At 62.9% G+C, this 15,228-nt stretch carries 13 protein-coding genes, 1 tRNA gene and 1 pseudogene; 11 read left to right on the top strand and 4 right to left on the bottom strand.

What is annotated here, in order from left to right; all coding sequences use genetic code 11:
* The first annotated feature begins 107 nt into the window (after nucleotides 1-107).
* The 3 genes from ACOZ38_RS03425 to ACOZ38_RS03415 all read left to right on the top strand — a co-directional run bounded on the left by ACOZ38_RS03425 (nucleotide 108) and on the right by ACOZ38_RS03415 (nucleotide 2,799).
* The gene (locus tag ACOZ38_RS03425; RefSeq protein WP_424528751.1) at nucleotides 108-665 is read left to right on the top strand and encodes a dihydrofolate reductase family protein; all 558 of its coding nucleotides are present in this window, start codon (nucleotides 108-110) and stop codon (nucleotides 663-665) included.
* A 452-nt stretch (nucleotides 666-1,117) separates the two neighbouring features.
* Nucleotides 1,118-1,324: a hypothetical protein gene (locus ACOZ38_RS03420; protein ID WP_424528750.1), complete on the top strand. Its 207-nt coding sequence runs from the start codon at nucleotides 1,118-1,120 to the stop codon at nucleotides 1,322-1,324.
* Between the two features lie 170 nt (nucleotides 1,325-1,494).
* Nucleotides 1,495-2,799, top strand: a complete 1,305-nt coding sequence (locus ACOZ38_RS03415; RefSeq protein ID WP_424528749.1) for a phosphatase PAP2 family protein — start codon at nucleotides 1,495-1,497, stop codon at nucleotides 2,797-2,799.
* A gap of 472 nt (nucleotides 2,800-3,271) precedes the next feature.
* On the opposite strand, the gene ACOZ38_RS03410 is transcribed toward ACOZ38_RS03415, so the two are convergent.
* Nucleotides 3,272-4,123, bottom strand: coding sequence for a hypothetical protein (locus ACOZ38_RS03410; RefSeq protein ID WP_424528748.1), 852 nt, complete (start codon nucleotides 4,121-4,123; stop codon nucleotides 3,272-3,274).
* 479 nt (nucleotides 4,124-4,602) lie between these two features.
* On the opposite strand from ACOZ38_RS03410, the gene ACOZ38_RS03405 reads away from it, so the two are divergent.
* From ACOZ38_RS03405 to ACOZ38_RS03375, 7 genes and pseudogenes are all read left to right on the top strand, one after another.
* Nucleotides 4,603-5,379, top strand: a complete 777-nt coding sequence (locus tag ACOZ38_RS03405) for an alpha/beta fold hydrolase (RefSeq protein WP_424528747.1) — start codon at nucleotides 4,603-4,605, stop codon at nucleotides 5,377-5,379.
* Between the two features lie 1,208 nt (nucleotides 5,380-6,587).
* Nucleotides 6,588-7,112 (top strand): hypothetical protein, encoded by a 525-nt coding sequence (locus ACOZ38_RS03400; RefSeq protein ID WP_424528746.1) that lies wholly within the window; start codon nucleotides 6,588-6,590, stop codon nucleotides 7,110-7,112.
* Between the two features lie 9 nt (nucleotides 7,113-7,121).
* Nucleotides 7,122-9,626, top strand: coding sequence for a hypothetical protein (locus ACOZ38_RS03395; protein WP_424528745.1), 2,505 nt, complete (start codon nucleotides 7,122-7,124; stop codon nucleotides 9,624-9,626).
* Between the two features lie 287 nt (nucleotides 9,627-9,913).
* Nucleotides 9,914-10,408, top strand: coding sequence for a hypothetical protein (locus tag ACOZ38_RS03390; protein ID WP_424528744.1), 495 nt, complete (start codon nucleotides 9,914-9,916; stop codon nucleotides 10,406-10,408).
* 119 nt (nucleotides 10,409-10,527) lie between these two features.
* Nucleotides 10,528-11,022 (top strand): annotated as a pseudogene (locus tag ACOZ38_RS03385) (helix-turn-helix domain-containing protein); the annotation flags it as partial.
* A gap of 9 nt (nucleotides 11,023-11,031) precedes the next feature.
* On the top strand, nucleotides 11,032-11,661 hold the full coding sequence (locus ACOZ38_RS03380; protein ID WP_424536953.1) for a DUF5753 domain-containing protein: 630 nt from the start codon (nucleotides 11,032-11,034) through the stop codon (nucleotides 11,659-11,661).
* Between the two features lie 161 nt (nucleotides 11,662-11,822).
* Nucleotides 11,823-12,545: an ATP-binding protein gene (locus ACOZ38_RS03375; protein ID WP_424528743.1), complete on the top strand. Its 723-nt coding sequence runs from the start codon at nucleotides 11,823-11,825 to the stop codon at nucleotides 12,543-12,545.
* Between the two features lie 221 nt (nucleotides 12,546-12,766).
* On the opposite strand, the gene ACOZ38_RS03370 is transcribed toward ACOZ38_RS03375, so the two are convergent.
* Nucleotides 12,767-12,848 (bottom strand) — tRNA-Tyr (locus ACOZ38_RS03370).
* A 142-nt stretch (nucleotides 12,849-12,990) separates the two neighbouring features.
* On the opposite strand from ACOZ38_RS03370, the gene ACOZ38_RS03365 reads away from it, so the two are divergent.
* Entirely contained in the window at nucleotides 12,991-13,482 is a 492-nt protein-coding gene (locus ACOZ38_RS03365; protein WP_405143826.1) for a YajQ family cyclic di-GMP-binding protein, read from the top strand.
* A 35-nt stretch (nucleotides 13,483-13,517) separates the two neighbouring features.
* Here the strand turns inward: ACOZ38_RS03365 and ACOZ38_RS03360 are convergent, their stop codons facing one another.
* Together ACOZ38_RS03360 and ACOZ38_RS03355 are read right to left on the bottom strand one after the other, a co-directional pair.
* Nucleotides 13,518-14,219, bottom strand: coding sequence for a site-specific integrase (locus ACOZ38_RS03360; protein WP_424528742.1), 702 nt, complete (start codon nucleotides 14,217-14,219; stop codon nucleotides 13,518-13,520).
* A gap of 303 nt (nucleotides 14,220-14,522) precedes the next feature.
* Entirely contained in the window at nucleotides 14,523-15,083 is a 561-nt protein-coding gene (locus ACOZ38_RS03355) for a GNAT family N-acetyltransferase (protein ID WP_424528741.1), read from the bottom strand.
* Between the last annotated feature and the right edge of the window lie 145 nt (nucleotides 15,084-15,228).

The raw sequence follows: 15,228 nt of genomic DNA, 5'->3' as shown, positions 1-15,228 counted from the left end.
CGTCGCCGGCCCTCCTTCCGTTACGGTGACAAGGAAATTCGTCTTGACGAAATTTGTTGTCGGTGAAAGGGTAGGGGTACACGAGCACAGAGAGGCATGGATCAGTCATGAGGAAGATCGTTGCGGGGCTGTTCATCTCGCTGGACGGCGTGGTAGAGGCGCCCGCTGAGTGGCACTTCCCGTACTTCAGCGACGACATGGGCGAGGTGGTCGGCGGCCAGATGGCAGAGTCGGACACGATGCTGCTGGGCCGTCGCACGTACCAGGAGTTCGCTGAATACTGGCCGCACCAGAGCAGTGACGAGCCGCCGGCCGACTACATGAACGGGGCGCAGAAGGTCGTCGTCTCCACCACGCTCGACAAGGGAACGTGGGAACCTACCACGATCATCAGTGGGGACGTGAACGCTCAGCTCACCGCGCTCAAGGCACAGCCCGGCAAGGACATCTCCATCACGGGCAGCCCGACCCTGGTGCGCACGCTCCTGCGCGACGGCGTGCTCGACGAACTGCGACTGCTCCTGCACCCGATCGTGGTCGGCAAGGGTCAACGGCTGTTCGACGGAGCGGCCGAAACGACCGGGCTCACACTGGTGAGTTCGCGCACCCTCGCCAACGGCGTGCTGTACCTGGTGTACGCGCCGGCACCGACCCCGGCACCGTAGCCCCCCGGGACCTGGCGCGAGGGGCACCCGGAGTAGTCGCCGACGCGCTCGACCATGCGCGAGACGATCCAGGGCGCCCCTCCAGGGCGGCCGCACAGCGCTGGTCACAACGGCACCAGCCAGCCGCAGGCCGAGCCGCCGCCGGCCGCGGCCCGGCAGACGGATCACCAACACAGGGCACCGTGTCTTCCAAGCTGGTTACGCCTCTGTGGCCAAATGAGGTCTGCTATAGCCATTCAGGCAAAGATCATCCCGCACATATCCCCGCACGGACGATTTGGTACTTTGGCACGGTGCCGACCGGTGAACGTCCTCTATCAGCCGAGGAACGAGCCGTGATCCTGGCCCTCCTTGGGCAGGATTTCCCTGGTGTAGACGAACTTCGGGCTCAGGTCTCTTCGGCAGTCGTGACCGGACAGTGCAAATGCGGATGCGCGACGGTGGACCTTGACGTGGGAAGCAGACCCCACGCGCTCGCCGACCCGGTACAAGACAGGGTTCTGATCTCCGCCAACGTGCGCGGGCGCAAGGACGGCGTCCTGCTCTTCGTCGCGGGCGGTCGTCTTTCCTGCTTGGAGGTCTACTCCGTCGAGGACGAGCCCGCCCCGCTCCCACATCCTGAAGATCTTGTCGTCGACCCGCCGAACTCATGGACGTAATCTCCGCCAATTCGAGATGACCTTTAAGTAATCGTCGAACGCCATCCACGAGGCCGGAGGATGCGACCGGTCCTCGTATCGGCGGGGTACTCGTTTTCGGCTACGTCATTATCAGCTTTTCGAACGTTCGGCCACTGTATCGGCCGCGGCCAGCATAGTAGTTTACTTCAATGCTTAAATCATGTAATGCGGGCTGGACAGCCGTCCTACGACGCAAGGCCGTTTGGTCAGCCGTCGCCGGAGTCATCGCTGCCGGGTCGCCGGTCGCACTCGGTTCGTCATTCGCGTACGCGTCGGATTCGCGCACGCCCGCCAATGCCGTCATTGTCTGGGACAGCAACGCCCAGACAGCGATCTGGGACATTGCCGGTCAGCAGCCGCAGGTCCAGGCGCGCAGCTTCGCGATGGTGCACGGAGCCATTTACGACGCGGTGAACGCGATCGCCGACACTCCCTACAAGCCGTATTTGATCGCACCGGCCGCCAATGGAACCGAGTCGACGAACGCCGCCGTCGCGACCGCGGGCTTCCGTGTGCTGAACGCGCTGTTCCCGGCTCAGCAGGTGAGGTTGAAGACACAGTACGACGAGTCGCTGGCCGCGATTCCCGACGGCACCGCGAAGCATCGCGGAATCACCGTGGGCACTCAGGCGGCCGATGCGATGATCGCCGCGCGGCAGGACGACGGGGCGTTCGGAAGCCAGACCTGGACCGTCGGCACCCAGCCTGGTCAGTGGCGGCCGACGCCTCCCAGTTTCGCCTCCGACGGGGCATGGGTCGGATCCCTCAAACCGTTCCTCATCCCCAGCGCGTCCATGTTCCGCACGTCCGGCCCGCCATCGCTCACCAGCGACCGGTACACCCGGGACTTCAACGAGGTCAAGGCGATCGGTTCGGCAACCAGCACGATCAGGACGGCCGACCAGACGCAAGCCGCGATCTGGTGGCATGACCGGCATCTGGCCGAGTGGGAGATCAAGCGCCAGCTTGCGACGACGCAGCGACTGACCACGCTTCAGACGGCGCGGATGTTCGCGATGGTCGATCTGGCCGAAGCCGATGCCACGACCGCGTGCTACAACGAGAAGGCGGCGTGGAGCTTCTGGCGGCCGGTCACGGCGATCCAGCTGGCCGACACCGACGGCAACCCGAAGACGGTCGGCGACCCCGACTGGATGCCGTTGCTCGTTACGCCGCCGCACCCCGACTTCACGTCCGGACATACCTGTTTCACCGCGGCGAGCATGTCGGCGTTGGCGTACTTCTTCGGTCGGGACGACATCTCCTTCAGCGGTTACAGCGCCGCCTCGGGCACCACCAGGTACTTCCGCGGCTTTTCGCAGGCGCTCGCCGAGGTCATCAACGCCCGCGTCTGGGGCGGCATCCATACCCGCACGGCCGACCTGCAGGGCGCGAAGATCGGCGGACAGGTCACCGCCTACATGGTCGCGCACTACTTCAAGCCGAAGAGGTAACTACCCCGGCACCGCGACCGCGCATGCGAGCGATGACTGCTGAGACGATGGCCTTGGCGCATGTCCCCATCTTCACTTCCGCCCTCCGCGGGAGGGCGGGGCGGCCACCACCTGGCGGCAACGTCTCGGAAACTCGGTCCGCCGCCTGTGAGGCGTGGAGCTCTCGTCGCAGCGCCGGAAGCTGTGCCATGGTGATCAGCGCGTCCATCAGCCCTCCTCTGCTGAGGACTGGAAGCTATAAGATCCACCCCATCGCCGCAGGTCGGATGGCACAAACATGAACCGCCCTTACCAGGACCGGGACGGGCGGGAGATCTCCTCATGGCCCGCATTGCGATCTGCTGGTGAGAGCCACAAGCTCTGCTACGAGGCTGCGCTGAGGGTCGACGACCCCCTGGATGCGTGACACCTCGACGGAGTGGTCGGGCTGGCCGGCTGCCTGCTGCTGGCCTTCAGGCAGCCGGCCGATCGCTCAGAACAGCCAGTCGAGCAGGCCGCCGCCCTGGGTCTTCGTCGGGCTCGGAGCCGGCTGGGGCGCCTGCGTGGTCGGCGGGGGCGTCGGGGACGGCTTGGGCTTGTCCTCGGTCGGCGGGTTCTCCGTCTGCTGCGGGCGACTGCTGGACCTCGGCGACGGCTCGGGCGAGTGGGCGCGGGTGCGCGTCGGTGTCGGCCGGGATGTGGGCTGGTGGGTCACCCGTACCTGGGAGGTCGTCGGCATGGGCGTAGGCGTTTCGCTGGGTGACACCGTCGTCTCGTCAGGCCCGGCGGTGGACTCGGTGGCCGGGTCGGTGATGCTGGGGAGGGCCGTTGGGTCGTCGGTCGGCAGGGAGTCCTGCTGCCCGGCCGGGGCGCACTTCCCGGGGGTTGAGCACGCCGCCTCCGGCTTGGAGCCGACAGAGGACGACACGATCCAGCCGCCGGCGACCGCGAGCACGACGATCGCGGCCAGGGCGAGGATGAGCCGCTTGTTTTTGCTGCCCTTCTCCTCCTCCAGGTCGTTCTCGTCGGTCCAGCCCAAACTGAGGTAGCCGGGACGCCCTTCCCCGTCGGGGTCCCAGTTCTCGTCGTCCGGCGGCGGATAGCCCTCGGGCCGCCCGTGGTCCTGGGACGCCTCGTCACCCTTAGGGCGGTAGAGATAGTCGTAGACTTCGGGGTTTTCGAGGCCTTCGGACTGTTCATAGTCCTCGGCCTGCTCGTGGTCCGCCCGGGCAAGGTCCGATGAGTCGTCGCTCTGGGGGTGAGGGGGTTCGTGTCCGGGCGTCCAACCGTCGGACAGTACGTCGCCGCCCGGGTGCTCCGGTTCGTTGTTCCCGTGGGTACCCATGGGACCCACAGGATCCTCTTCCTGGGAACTCGGGGGGCCGTCGGGGTCCATGCCGAACCTCTCTGCTCTAAATCCTGGCCACGCAACTTCTTAGCAGTTCCGACAGCGCCTTGTCCGGAAACTTCACATATTTCCCAAGAGTGGCAATGCTCCCATGCGTCACTTACGTCACAAGCCCATGCGTGACCACGAACCCGCAACGATTGGTTGGCTGGCCCAGCCGAACCCGAGACGCGATGGGAGCCTGACGTGCTCCTGTGGCCTGATCCCGGGAAATAACGCCGGGCCCCAGCAGGCCGGCCACCCGGGAAAGTGTCGGGCCCTGCCCCTACCGTTGGCCGTAGCGGCAGCCGCATGTCGCTCGCTTCGACCGCCCGGCGCCCACGCCGCCGCGAGGGGCGAGGACTAGATGTGTTCCGCCTTCCACACCGAACGATCACCCAACCGTCTCCACGAATTGAGGCAGGATCTTGAACACAGTGACCTCGCTGGACGGCACGGTCATCGACTACGACCGCTATGGTGACGGACCTGCCGTGATCTTCATCGGCGGGGCCACTCAGTACCGTGCCATCGACCAGAGCACCAGGCAGGTCGCGCAGCGGCTCGCGGCCGAGGGGTTCACGGCGATCGACTACGACCGGCGCGGACGCGGACGATCCGGCGACACCGCGCCCTGGGCACTGAAGCGAGAGGTCGAGGACCTCGCCTCTTTGATCAAGGCGGCCGGAGGGGCCGCGACTCTCTACAGCAGCTCATCAGGAGCGACCGTGGCTCTGACAGCCGCAGACGCCAGCATCGGTGTCACCGCGCTGGCGCTCTATGAGCCACCGCTGTTCGCCGGTGCCGACCATTCTGAGCACCTGGCCACGCTGCACTCCTTGTTGGCCGCCGGCAAGAACGACGAAGCGATGCGCTACAACCTGAACGCGGTGATCGGGATCCCGTCCGATGCCGTCGATGGGATGGCTCAAGCACCCGGATGGGCCGAAATGGTCGCAGTCGCCCCAACGCTCGTCTACGACCTCACAGCCGTCCATGAGATCAACATCGATCCCGACTGGGCGGGCCGTTGGGCCTCGATCACCGCATCTACGATCGTGTACTCGGGTGACCGAACCTTCCCCGGCCTGCCCGAGGCCGCCGACATGGTGGCGACAGCCCTGCCCAACGCAACCCGCCGCATCCTGCCAGGCCAGGGCCACGGGCCCACACCCGAAGCCATAGTGCCAGTGCTCCTTGAGTTCCTTCGCTGAGCCGACTGCGCGGGGACAGGCGCGTCGGATCAGGCGGGATCTTCAAGAGATCGTCGTTTCTTGGCGCCCGCCGACCGAGGTCGCGCCGCCGCCGGCCTATCGGCGCCGTAGGACACGCACCACCAGGACAACAGCGACGACGAAGAGCACCACCAACGCCAGAAACAGAACCTCGGGCCAGCCCAAGCCGAACACCTATGCGCCCCCTTCCGGTCGTGAACCGAACCTAACCGGCTACGGCGCCGCAGCGATAGCCACGATTAGGGAACCGGCTCGTAGCTGGCTGAGCCATCGGCCACCGCCCGGGGCCGGGTGACGGAGCTTGATCGCGTGCCACCTCCGTGCCAGATTCCACGGGAAACAGCGGGAAATCAGGGTCACTCAAGGAGCCCGAACCAAAGAAGCCCCCGACCGCATCTCTGCTGGTCAGGGGCCTCTTTACGCTGGTGTGGCAGGTGCAAGGTTCGAACTTGCGTAGGCTGAGCCGACGGTTTTACAGGGCGTCGCGGTTCCGGCTTCCACAGGTCCGCTGGCCTGCGACTGAAGCGTACGGCGGTCTCCCGCGAGGGGAGTGTGTTCCGGAAATATTCCGGATCTTGCAGTCACCGCTCCTCGCAGGCTCTCACTCTGCCCCCTTGCGACAACCTGCTTGCAAAGACGCACGCCGATTTTGCGTAACCTGCGAAGACGCAGCTCAGCATGCGCGTTGCACGCCCCGTGGCTCCCCGCCCTTCCCCCTGCTTCCCCCCATCGGGCACGCAACGGGCACGCCAGCCAGGAGGTCTGAGGCGAAGCCACACAGGAGGGTTCCCTGGAAGTGGACAAGTGAGCCCCGGGCCTCACATGAAGGATTATGGGGCACACCTTCTTACCCGATCTCCCTGGCGGTGAGCTGACCCCACACCGAGTCAGCCGCCCTCCTGGAGACGCCCATCGGGTGCTGGGCGCAAGCGACCATAACCATGCCTTGCCGCTTCGTCAGATGGAGCGCCGTCCAGTTTGACCAAGACGCGCCGGATTGCGCTCATTTTCGGGCCAACATCTAGTTGGAAAAAGCCGGACCTATATTTAGACCCTTCCGATCCACTGCTCCAGCCTTCTCTAACGACCGTGGACGACGTATCGTGTCCACCATCTCGGAACGCTCTAGGCTCCGCCGAAGCCGAACAACAGCGAGAAACTCGAATTCCTTGACTTAAGGGGAAGCAATGGCCGATCCGCTATCATTTCCAGTCCTTGCGGGCGTCGCCCTAAGCGCCACTATCACATTTATCTACAACCGTATCAGAGCAGTGCTGGATCGACGAGCCGGTCGCGTACCATCTGATGCTCCGGATGCAATTGAAGGCTCTACCGAAGCACTTATTGTTCACAGCGAATCCTTGACGGAAGAGCAAGTTGAGACTTTGGAGCGTTCCGCTGGCGCGCTCGGTGTATATCTTGACCATCCGGAACTGCTACGCGGAGAGGATGAGAAACTACGCGGAACTCTGGGTGAACTCCGAAATATCCTCGAACTCGCCTACCGTCGTGAATTCATATTTGGTGATGAGCAGCCCGAAGGGCCAAGCTTGCGCGTCACTATGAGGTCGGACGAGATCAGCGGTATACAGCGAGGAATCAAAGCAAGAGGCGTCTCCGGATCCGCACATTTAGATGTCGATCAGACCGGCAAGGTGATAACCGAGTCAGGGGAGATGACAGCTATCGAGATAGACGGGTCGATCGGATAGAGGAAAAGAATGACTTACGATCAGGAGGGCGACGAGCGACCCGCCAACAAGTGGCTATCGCGCCTCGGAATTAGTGGACGCGATGAGGCGCATGACACGCATGTCGAGCCGGAATCTCAGGAAGATGAGACGATTCCAGTCAGTTCGGCATACGATCCAGCAGCGCGGCTGGCTCCCTCTTTAGGGCCATATCACGATGAACAGGAACAGCCGTCTCTACATAGCCTAGCCGACTCCTCGAGCGGCTTGGAAGAGCGAGAATACGGGCACGTTATCTCGGATAGCAAGGACTCAGTTTACCAAAACATTCCAACTGACGATCACACAGACCTCCGCCGAGAACAAGAAACTCCTGCAACCGAGAGACCGCTCAGTAAGTCGATACGCGAACGACTCGCCGACATCCGCCAGGAAGCGCTGCTGAATTTCGGCGAGATGAATGCTCTCAAGCAGGTCTTCGAGCACACTATTGATCATTCAGAGATAGAGCCAGAGTATCTCGATGCAGTACGGCTTGTCTTCACACCGTCAGATAATTTCGAGATGCTTTATGACCATCTACGTGATCCTGGGTCAGTGCTCGTGCTGAATAGCCTCTCAAACAGTGGGCGCACCACAACAGCTCATGCACTCCTGGCCCAACTATACTTCAATGGAGATATCGATGGAGCTCGCGAGATCTCCTTTGGGGGGTCGAAAGAGTTTCCCGTGAAACGATTGCCTCATGAGAACAGGCAAGGGTTTCTTCTAGAGCTACCGCCCGACGAAGAGGAAAGTGCCTTCCAGGTATCAGACCGCTTCGGAAGCCGTATTGGTGCGCTGTCTCATGAATTAAGTAAACGCGACAACCGACTTATAGTCCTCACTGAGCCCGAACAGTGGCGTCGCATATGCATCAGTGCGCCTAATGGCATTGCCCCAATGTATAAGCGTCCGCGAGCGGAAGCTATTGCTTCTAAGTGGGTGATTGCTGAGGAGCCCGGATTCCCCATAGCACGGTGGATGGCCGACCCAGACATAGCAGAGCTATTCGAGGGCGCGAAACCGCTAGACGCATTGCAGATCGTCGATTTGATGCTCAAGGCGTATCGTGCCGACGTGGATACACTGCCAACGCTGCAGTCGCTCACGCGCAAGCAAGCTAATGGCAGCGGAGAAGGGGAGGTATTTCGACGGCAAGTCCTCAGCGTAGTGGCCGCTCGACGTAATTGGCGCGAGCAGCTATTAGATTGGCACAAACAGGCTGGCCGGAGTAGCTTCGAACGAAACTTTCTCCTGGCGGCATCTGTCCTTCGCGGCGCCCCGGTGGCTCACATCTACGCCAAGGTAGCTGTTCTTTGCGACACTCTCGGGGAAGGAGAAATCAAGATCATGGGGCAAATGGCCCCAGGGGTAGTTGAGTTAGTGGATGCCGTAGATGCCGAGCTGGGAGACAATGGGATAATCTCCTTCAGCAGGCCCGGCTGGGATGATGCGGTCTTGGAGTACTTCTGGATTGATCGTCCGCTTGCGCGTCTCCAATTTCTCGAATGGCTAGCGGAGGCTCCCCGCAGAGATCCACAAGGAGTAATGGAGACGATCACGCAAGACGAGCGTGAAGCGCTAGCTGAGCGGATCGGCGCTTTTGCATTACGGTGGGCTGTACGTCATCGTAGACCGGATCCATTACGAATGCTCGCTGAGAAGTGGTACGCGGCTGGTTCCACTGACAACAGAATGAAACGCTTGTGGAGCGTTCTCATCAATATCCTTGCCTCGGCGGCGATACGAGACGCTAGCGCCCCATATATCCATACAATGCTCCTCACTTGGTCGAAGAACAAGAACCCTGCCCTGCAAAAGGCGGTAGTAGCTGTCTGTTCAGATGAATTCGGCCGAGTACATACAGGCAAGGCCCTACGTCGTTTGAAGTATGCGGGAGAGTCCGAAGACCCAGATGTGGTCGCTGCGCTGCGTACAGCGGTGCGCAATCTGTGGGAAGATCCCTCAGTTCGCCAGACGCTTTTCGGCTACATAATCACATGGTGCAGGAGTCAAGACGGCAACGCGCTTGCCGGCCGACGCGCGTTCGGGATCCTTGCAGGCGCTACGAGCTTGAGGGATTCAGATCTGCCAGCTCTGCTCGAAAAGAGCGACGAGGGTGATTTCATACCTACAGCAGATATGCTCTCAACTGGTTGGAGGGCTCTACTCGATCACGAGCCTACTATGGAGGAGTCCGGAGAAGCCGAAAGAGCGGTCGCCTTATGGATGACAGCTGCGTTGGAGAGAGAGGATGTTTGTGACCGCATCATCCATGCTTTAAGTAAATCCGTAGACGGGAAGGACTCACAGCGGCGGCGCGATCTTCTACGTACCTACGTGTATAAATGGTATGAAGAAGGCGATATCGAGAAGCGCAAAGCGCGTGAAGTTCTGTACTCTCGACTATCTCAGCTAATCGACAATGATCTACGAACTGAAATGGCCCGGCAGTTGAACATGGTAGACAGTGCGTTCGGCAAGGCATTGTAGTGGCTCGTAGGTTTTCCCGACGCACTCTGCACCATGAGTCGGCACCCGTTTTCCAATACGCTTATTCCGATCGTCTTCCTAGTCGGAATGACGGTCTAGCATTCACCGCATCGATTCGTGCTGACTGGCGACGTGACGCGGGTAGCCCAGGTAAACCATCTTCGCTTCGGATGGTAGCACGCATCATACGGGCAACTGTGGAGGACATATCCCAGCAAGCCTCAGTGCTACGTGTTCACGCTGCCGAGGAGGATATCGAAGCAGCCCTTCGCCACAGGCTTCCGGTTGTGACCGATGGCGTCGAAGTTCTAGGTGCTCGCGTAAATCTATTTGTCGATCAAGAAACTATTGATTCCGCTATGCGCCTGGAGCGCCTGCTTCATGAGCAGGAGTTGGACGAGTTAGCGCGCCGCCAGGCAAAGGCGCGGGCAGACTTTTTACGGGAAGTAATGCTGAAAGACCCGGCATCTGCACGGATCTACACGATGATCGAACTATCCCCGCGCGTTGGTGGTCCATCGGTACACGTTGATCTCGATCGCTTAGTTGAGCAAGTGAATGAGTGGCATCCGGATTCTCGTTGGATCAGCGTCGCACAAATTCTGCATGAATTTTTGAGCGGCCTTTCCGAAGGTGGACGAAAAGATCTTTTGAATATCATCCACCATGCTGTTCGTCTTCTCGGAACGCCCGATCAAGCTACTCGCTTATCCGAGGTTGCCGAGAAGCCATCTATTCCTGCACCGCTTTCTGGCTCCTCACCGCCGAGACCCGGTGAATGAGGGTTATATTGTGTTGTCGGTTCTACTACCTACCTGTATGACAGCGGCGATCAACCACGCTCCTTCGGTGAGCCGTGCTGAGGAACGAAGCACGGATCGTCGATCGCGCCCCGCCAGCTATGGCGGCCAGCCATGCTGTGGCGATCGTGAGGGCTGTATGTGTGCGGCGGTGCGGCAACCCCCTGTTGGAGGGTTCGGTTCGTACGGCGGGGCGGGCGTGCGGCGGCCAGCCTGGTGTCCCGCCGCCGTTCGGGACCGGCCCTCAGGCCGCACGCCCGGACGGCGGGCGGGCGGAGGGCCGGGGGTGCGGCGGCGCGCCGCGCCGTCGCCTTGATACCTATAAGCACAATTCGGCAAGATCCGTGCTCAGCGTCAGCGCTGGTTGCCTGCGTGGTGGTAGAACGCTCGGTGTGGAGGAACGGCGGGGACGGCTGCGGGAGCTGGGTGAGTTGGTTCGCCGACAGCGCCGGAGTGCTGGGCTGACGGGTAAGGAGTTGGCTCGGCGCGCGGGGGTCGGGCAGCCGACGATTTCGCGGATCGAGACTGGCGGTCTCCTGCCGACGCCGGAGACTGTCGAGCGGGTGTCGGCTGCGCTCGGGCTTGGAGCCGGTGAGCGTGGGGAGTTGGACGCGCTGATTGCTCGCCTTCGTAATGAGGTGTCGCGGCTCCGCGGTGGGCTTGCCGGCCGTGAGTCGGCGGATGCGGCGCGGGTTCGGTCAGCCGCTGAAATCGTCTGTTTCTCTTCGGCAATGATCCCTGCCCTGTTGCAGACCGCGGAGTATGCGCGGTTGGCGTTGACGATCGGGCGGGCGGTCGATGAGGACGACGCGGCCAAGGCTGCGGCGATCCGGGTCCAGGCGCAGACTGTTCTGTTCGAGGAGGGCCGGCGGTTCGCCTTCGTGCTGACAGAGGGGGCGGTCCGGACGTGGCCGGGGTCGCCGTCGTTGATGGTGGCGCAGCTTGATCGGCTGGTCCAGGTGTCCACGCTCGATCATGTACGGCTCGGCGTGGTGCCGTGGTCGGTGGAGGCGCCGGCGTTCCCGTTGCATGGCTTCACGATCTTCGACGGCGCGGTGAGCGTGGCTGAGGCGATCACGGGTGACGTGGTGGTCACCGATCAAGAGGGCACGGCAGCGCATCGGGAGCTGTTCGATGCCTTTGCCGACGTGGCCGTGTACGGGGATGGGCTGCGGGCATTGTTGGGTGAAATCGGGACGGATTTCCGGCAGTTGGCAGACCAGCTTGAGAACTGACGCATTTATGCGTCAAATTCCTTGAGACTTGGCGAGCGCGAGTCATACGCTTCTGACGTGGGTCGTATAGCCCCCTAGACGACGGAGCGTATCCATGGCGGCTTGGCATGTCTCGGTCCTTCCTCGGCTCTCCCCTATCAGTGACGGAAGCTCGCCGATTTGTGACGACGTTCCTCATCGGCTGGCCGGTGGTGGAGGCGGCCGAACTGATCGTGAGCGAGCTGGCTACCAACGCGATCCGGCACTCTGCCACCAACAGGTTCGGCGGCAGGTTTCACGTCATGATCCATGCGCAGCACGACCGCGTGTGGCTGGGTGTCACCGACGAGGGCGGGTCACGCTCGCCCCGGATGCTTTCGCCGGATGAGCAGGAGGAGAGCGGACGTGGCTTGCTGCTGGTCGGCGCACTGGCTCTACGTCCGGCGGAAGCCGCGGACCTGACCGCCGATGAGATCGACCTTCCCGACGTCGAAAACGGCGATGAGTGGGGATGGTTCTGTCTCGGCGACTCGGCGCCGGCGGTCGGCGCCGACTGGACGGGAAACGGGAAGCGCCGGGAGTCGCGAGAGCTCAAGCACCGGGCGCGTACGGCAGTCCGGCCGGTGCCGATTCCGCCGCCCCTGGTGGCCATTCTGCGGAGTCACCTCACGGATCACGGCGTGAGCCCGGATGGTCACCTGTTCGTCGGAGAGCGTGGCGGCCCCCTGTCGGAGAGCGTCTATGGCCGTGTCTGGCAGAAAGCCCGTACGGGGGCGCTGAGCAAGGCTGAGGCCGCCTCACCGCTCGCGGCGCGGCCGTACGACTACGGCATGCCTGTGTCTCGACGTGGCTCAACGCGGGGGTGCCAGCGCCCCAAGTTGCCGAGTGGGCAGGGCACAGCGTGAACGTGCTTCTGCGGGTCTACGCCAAGTGCATCGTGGGCCAGGACGCCACAGCCCGGAAGCTCATCAGCGAGGCCCTGAAGGCGCCCCAAGGGGCCGACTGACGCCGACGCGCGTACGACGCGAGCCCCCGTAGATCGCCGTTGACGACCATGAACAGCCGGACACACAGCAAGAGGCCCTTGACCACATACATGCTGGTCAAGGGCCTCTTTACGCTGGTGTGGCAGGTGCAAGGTTCGAACTTGCGTAGGCTGAGCCGACGGTTTTACAGACCGCTCCCTTTGGCCACTCGGGCAACCTGCCGTGTCTTCCGCTCTCGCGGCGACAGCAAGAAGAATAGCGGACTTCCGGGGTACCTGTGACACCGGTTTGACCGCGCCCTGATCCACACGGCACCCGCCTCGGGTCGCTAGGGTCGGAGGGACGAGAGAGGACACCTATACCGATGGCCGACAGCAGTTTCGACGTGGTGAGCAAGATCGACCGGCAGGAGGTCGACAACGCGCTGAACCAGACGGTCAAGGAGGTCGGGCACCGCTTCGACTTCAAGGGCACGGGCGCGGGCATCGCTTGGTCGGGTCAGAACAACATCGAGATCAAGGCGAACAGCGAGGAACGCGCGAACGCCGTCCTTGACGTGTTCAAGGAAAAGATCATCAAGCGGGGGCTGTCCCTGAAGGTACTGGAAGCCGGCGAGCCCAAGCTGTCCGGCAAGGAGTACCACCTGGTCGTGGAGCTCAAGGAGGGCATCGACCAGGAGCACGCCAAGAAGATCTCCAAGATCATCAGGGACGAGGGCCCCAAGGGTGTGAAGGCGCAGATCCAGGGGGAAGAGCTTCGGGTCAGCTCCAAGAAGAAGGACGAGCTTCAGGATGTCATCACCCTGCTGAAGGGCAAGGATCTCGACATCGCCCTGCAGTTCACGAACTACCGCTAGCCAGTTGCTTCCCAAGGCTCTGACCTGGTGACTCATCAGGACGGAGTCTGCCGAGGGCACATCCGGGGCACACGGCCGAGCGCGCCGTCCACCAGGGCACGCGTCTTCTCCTGTGCCTCGGGCCACTCCCCCACGTACGTGTTGAGCGTGACCACGGGCGTGCTGTGGCCGAGGGCGAGCTGTACCGTCTTCACGCTCGCGCCCTTGTGGATCAGCAGCGTAGCGAAGTAGTGCCGCAGGCAGTGCAAGCCGACGCCCTTGGGCATGTCAGCGACCCGAGCTGCAGGTGCCCAGATGTGCGCCCAGGTCGCCCGGTAGACCGGAAGCAGCATGTTGGTGGTGAACAGCAGCCGAGCGGTGCGGCGAACCGGCCTACGCGGATCAGTCTCGTCATCAATCTCGATCTCGACAGGCCCGAACCTGTCCATGTGCCGCCGGAACGCCTTGACCACTACTTCGGGAAGCTCCACGGTCCGTGCCGAGGTCCTGGTCTTGGGCGGCCCGAGGTACGGCGAGCGCCCAGTGACGCACACAAGTTGCTGACTGAGGTCGACTTCACGGGCCTTCAGATCGATCTGATCGACCTCCAGGCCGAAGACCTCGCCACCGCGCAACCCGCAGCCAGCGGCTAGGTACACGGCAGCGGCGAATCGTGCCGGAAGCGTCTCCGCCAGCCGGTGAACCTGATCCGGGGTTGGAATTGCTTCTCGATCTCCGGGAGCCGCACCCCGAGACATGGCGAGATGCCAATGGTCCGATCAAGGACGGCCGCCGACAAGAAGGAGGCGAGGTTGCTGTACACGACAGCCAGAGCCGAGGGAGCCAAGACCGCAGATCGGTCCTTGACCGTGCCATCTCCCACGCTACTGATCAGCAGTGGCCGTTAGTCGGTCCGCCCGCACGGATGAGCGGGTCGCTCAGGTCGCCGACTTCCTCACCAAGCTTCAGGGACGGTCGCCCATCGTGAGGAACCCGAGGCCTGTCGGACCCCACCAGAGGGCAATGCCTTCGGCGAGCCGGCCTCATCACCATCGCCGACCCTACGGCGCCGTCCCGTGGCGCCATGTCTCGGCGAGCAGGGCGTACGTGTAGCCATCCACCCAGCCCAGCTCGGCGTGCCAGGAGTCGCCGACGCCGTGCTGCTCACGACGCATCCCGACCTTCTCGAGGAGCCGCACCGAGGCAAGGTTGTCCGCGAAGCAGCCAGCGGTGATCCTTCGAACGTGCAGCCGGTCGAACGCGTGCGCCACCATCGCGGTGACAGCCTCAGTCGCGTAGCCGTGGCCGCCGTACGCCGGGTCGAAGATGTAGCCGAGTTGAGCCTCCGTCCGCGGCGGCATGCCGGGCTGACCCATACCGTCGACCACGTCGAGCGAGACGGTCCCGATCACCACGCTGTCAAGGGCCACCGCCACGCTGTGGTCGTCGGGGTCCTCCGCCGCGCGCCGCCACCTTGCGCGGAAGGACGCAGGGTCGACCTCCGTACGCAGTAGCCAGCGAGTGACCTCCGGCAGGTTGCGGTACTCCAGGATCCGGTCGACGTCCTCCTCACGCACCGGGCGAAGCTCGAGGCGTTCGGTGCGTAGGTTGGTGCTCTCCATGAGGTGGGACGTTAGCGGACGCACCACGGCTACACATCCGGTTATCCTGCCGCCCGGCCGGACAGGGCTCACCTAGCAGGTGGCTGCGCCCGCGTGCGCCGACAGCACCGGACGCACTGTCATGCCGCTTATCGCGTGGTCTACG

Source organism: Sphaerisporangium viridialbum (genome assembly GCF_049674955.1).
Taxonomy (GTDB): domain Bacteria; phylum Actinomycetota; class Actinomycetes; order Streptosporangiales; family Streptosporangiaceae; genus Sphaerisporangium; species Sphaerisporangium viridialbum.
This window is presented reverse-complemented; position numbering and strand designations above follow the sequence as displayed.

Bases quoted from the DNA above. Each gene is read 5' to 3' on its own strand.
- ACOZ38_RS03355 (WP_424528741.1), bottom strand. From the start codon at position 15,083: ATGGAGAGCACCAACCTACGCACCGAACGCCTCGAGCTTCGCCCGGTG.
- ACOZ38_RS03415 (WP_424528749.1), top strand. From the start codon at position 1,495: ATGCTTAAATCATGTAATGCGGGCTGGACAGCCGTCCTACGACGCAAG.
- ACOZ38_RS03365 (WP_405143826.1), top strand. From the start codon at position 12,991: ATGGCCGACAGCAGTTTCGACGTGGTGAGCAAGATCGACCGGCAGGAG.
- ACOZ38_RS03395 (WP_424528745.1), top strand. From the start codon at position 7,122: ATGACTTACGATCAGGAGGGCGACGAGCGACCCGCCAACAAGTGGCTA.
- ACOZ38_RS03360 (WP_424528742.1), bottom strand. From the start codon at position 14,219: ATGTCTCGGGGTGCGGCTCCCGGAGATCGAGAAGCAATTCCAACCCCG.
- ACOZ38_RS03410 (WP_424528748.1), bottom strand. From the start codon at position 4,123: ATGGGTACCCACGGGAACAACGAACCGGAGCACCCGGGCGGCGACGTA.
- ACOZ38_RS03400 (WP_424528746.1), top strand. From the start codon at position 6,588: ATGGCCGATCCGCTATCATTTCCAGTCCTTGCGGGCGTCGCCCTAAGC.
- ACOZ38_RS03425 (WP_424528751.1), top strand. From the start codon at position 108: ATGAGGAAGATCGTTGCGGGGCTGTTCATCTCGCTGGACGGCGTGGTA.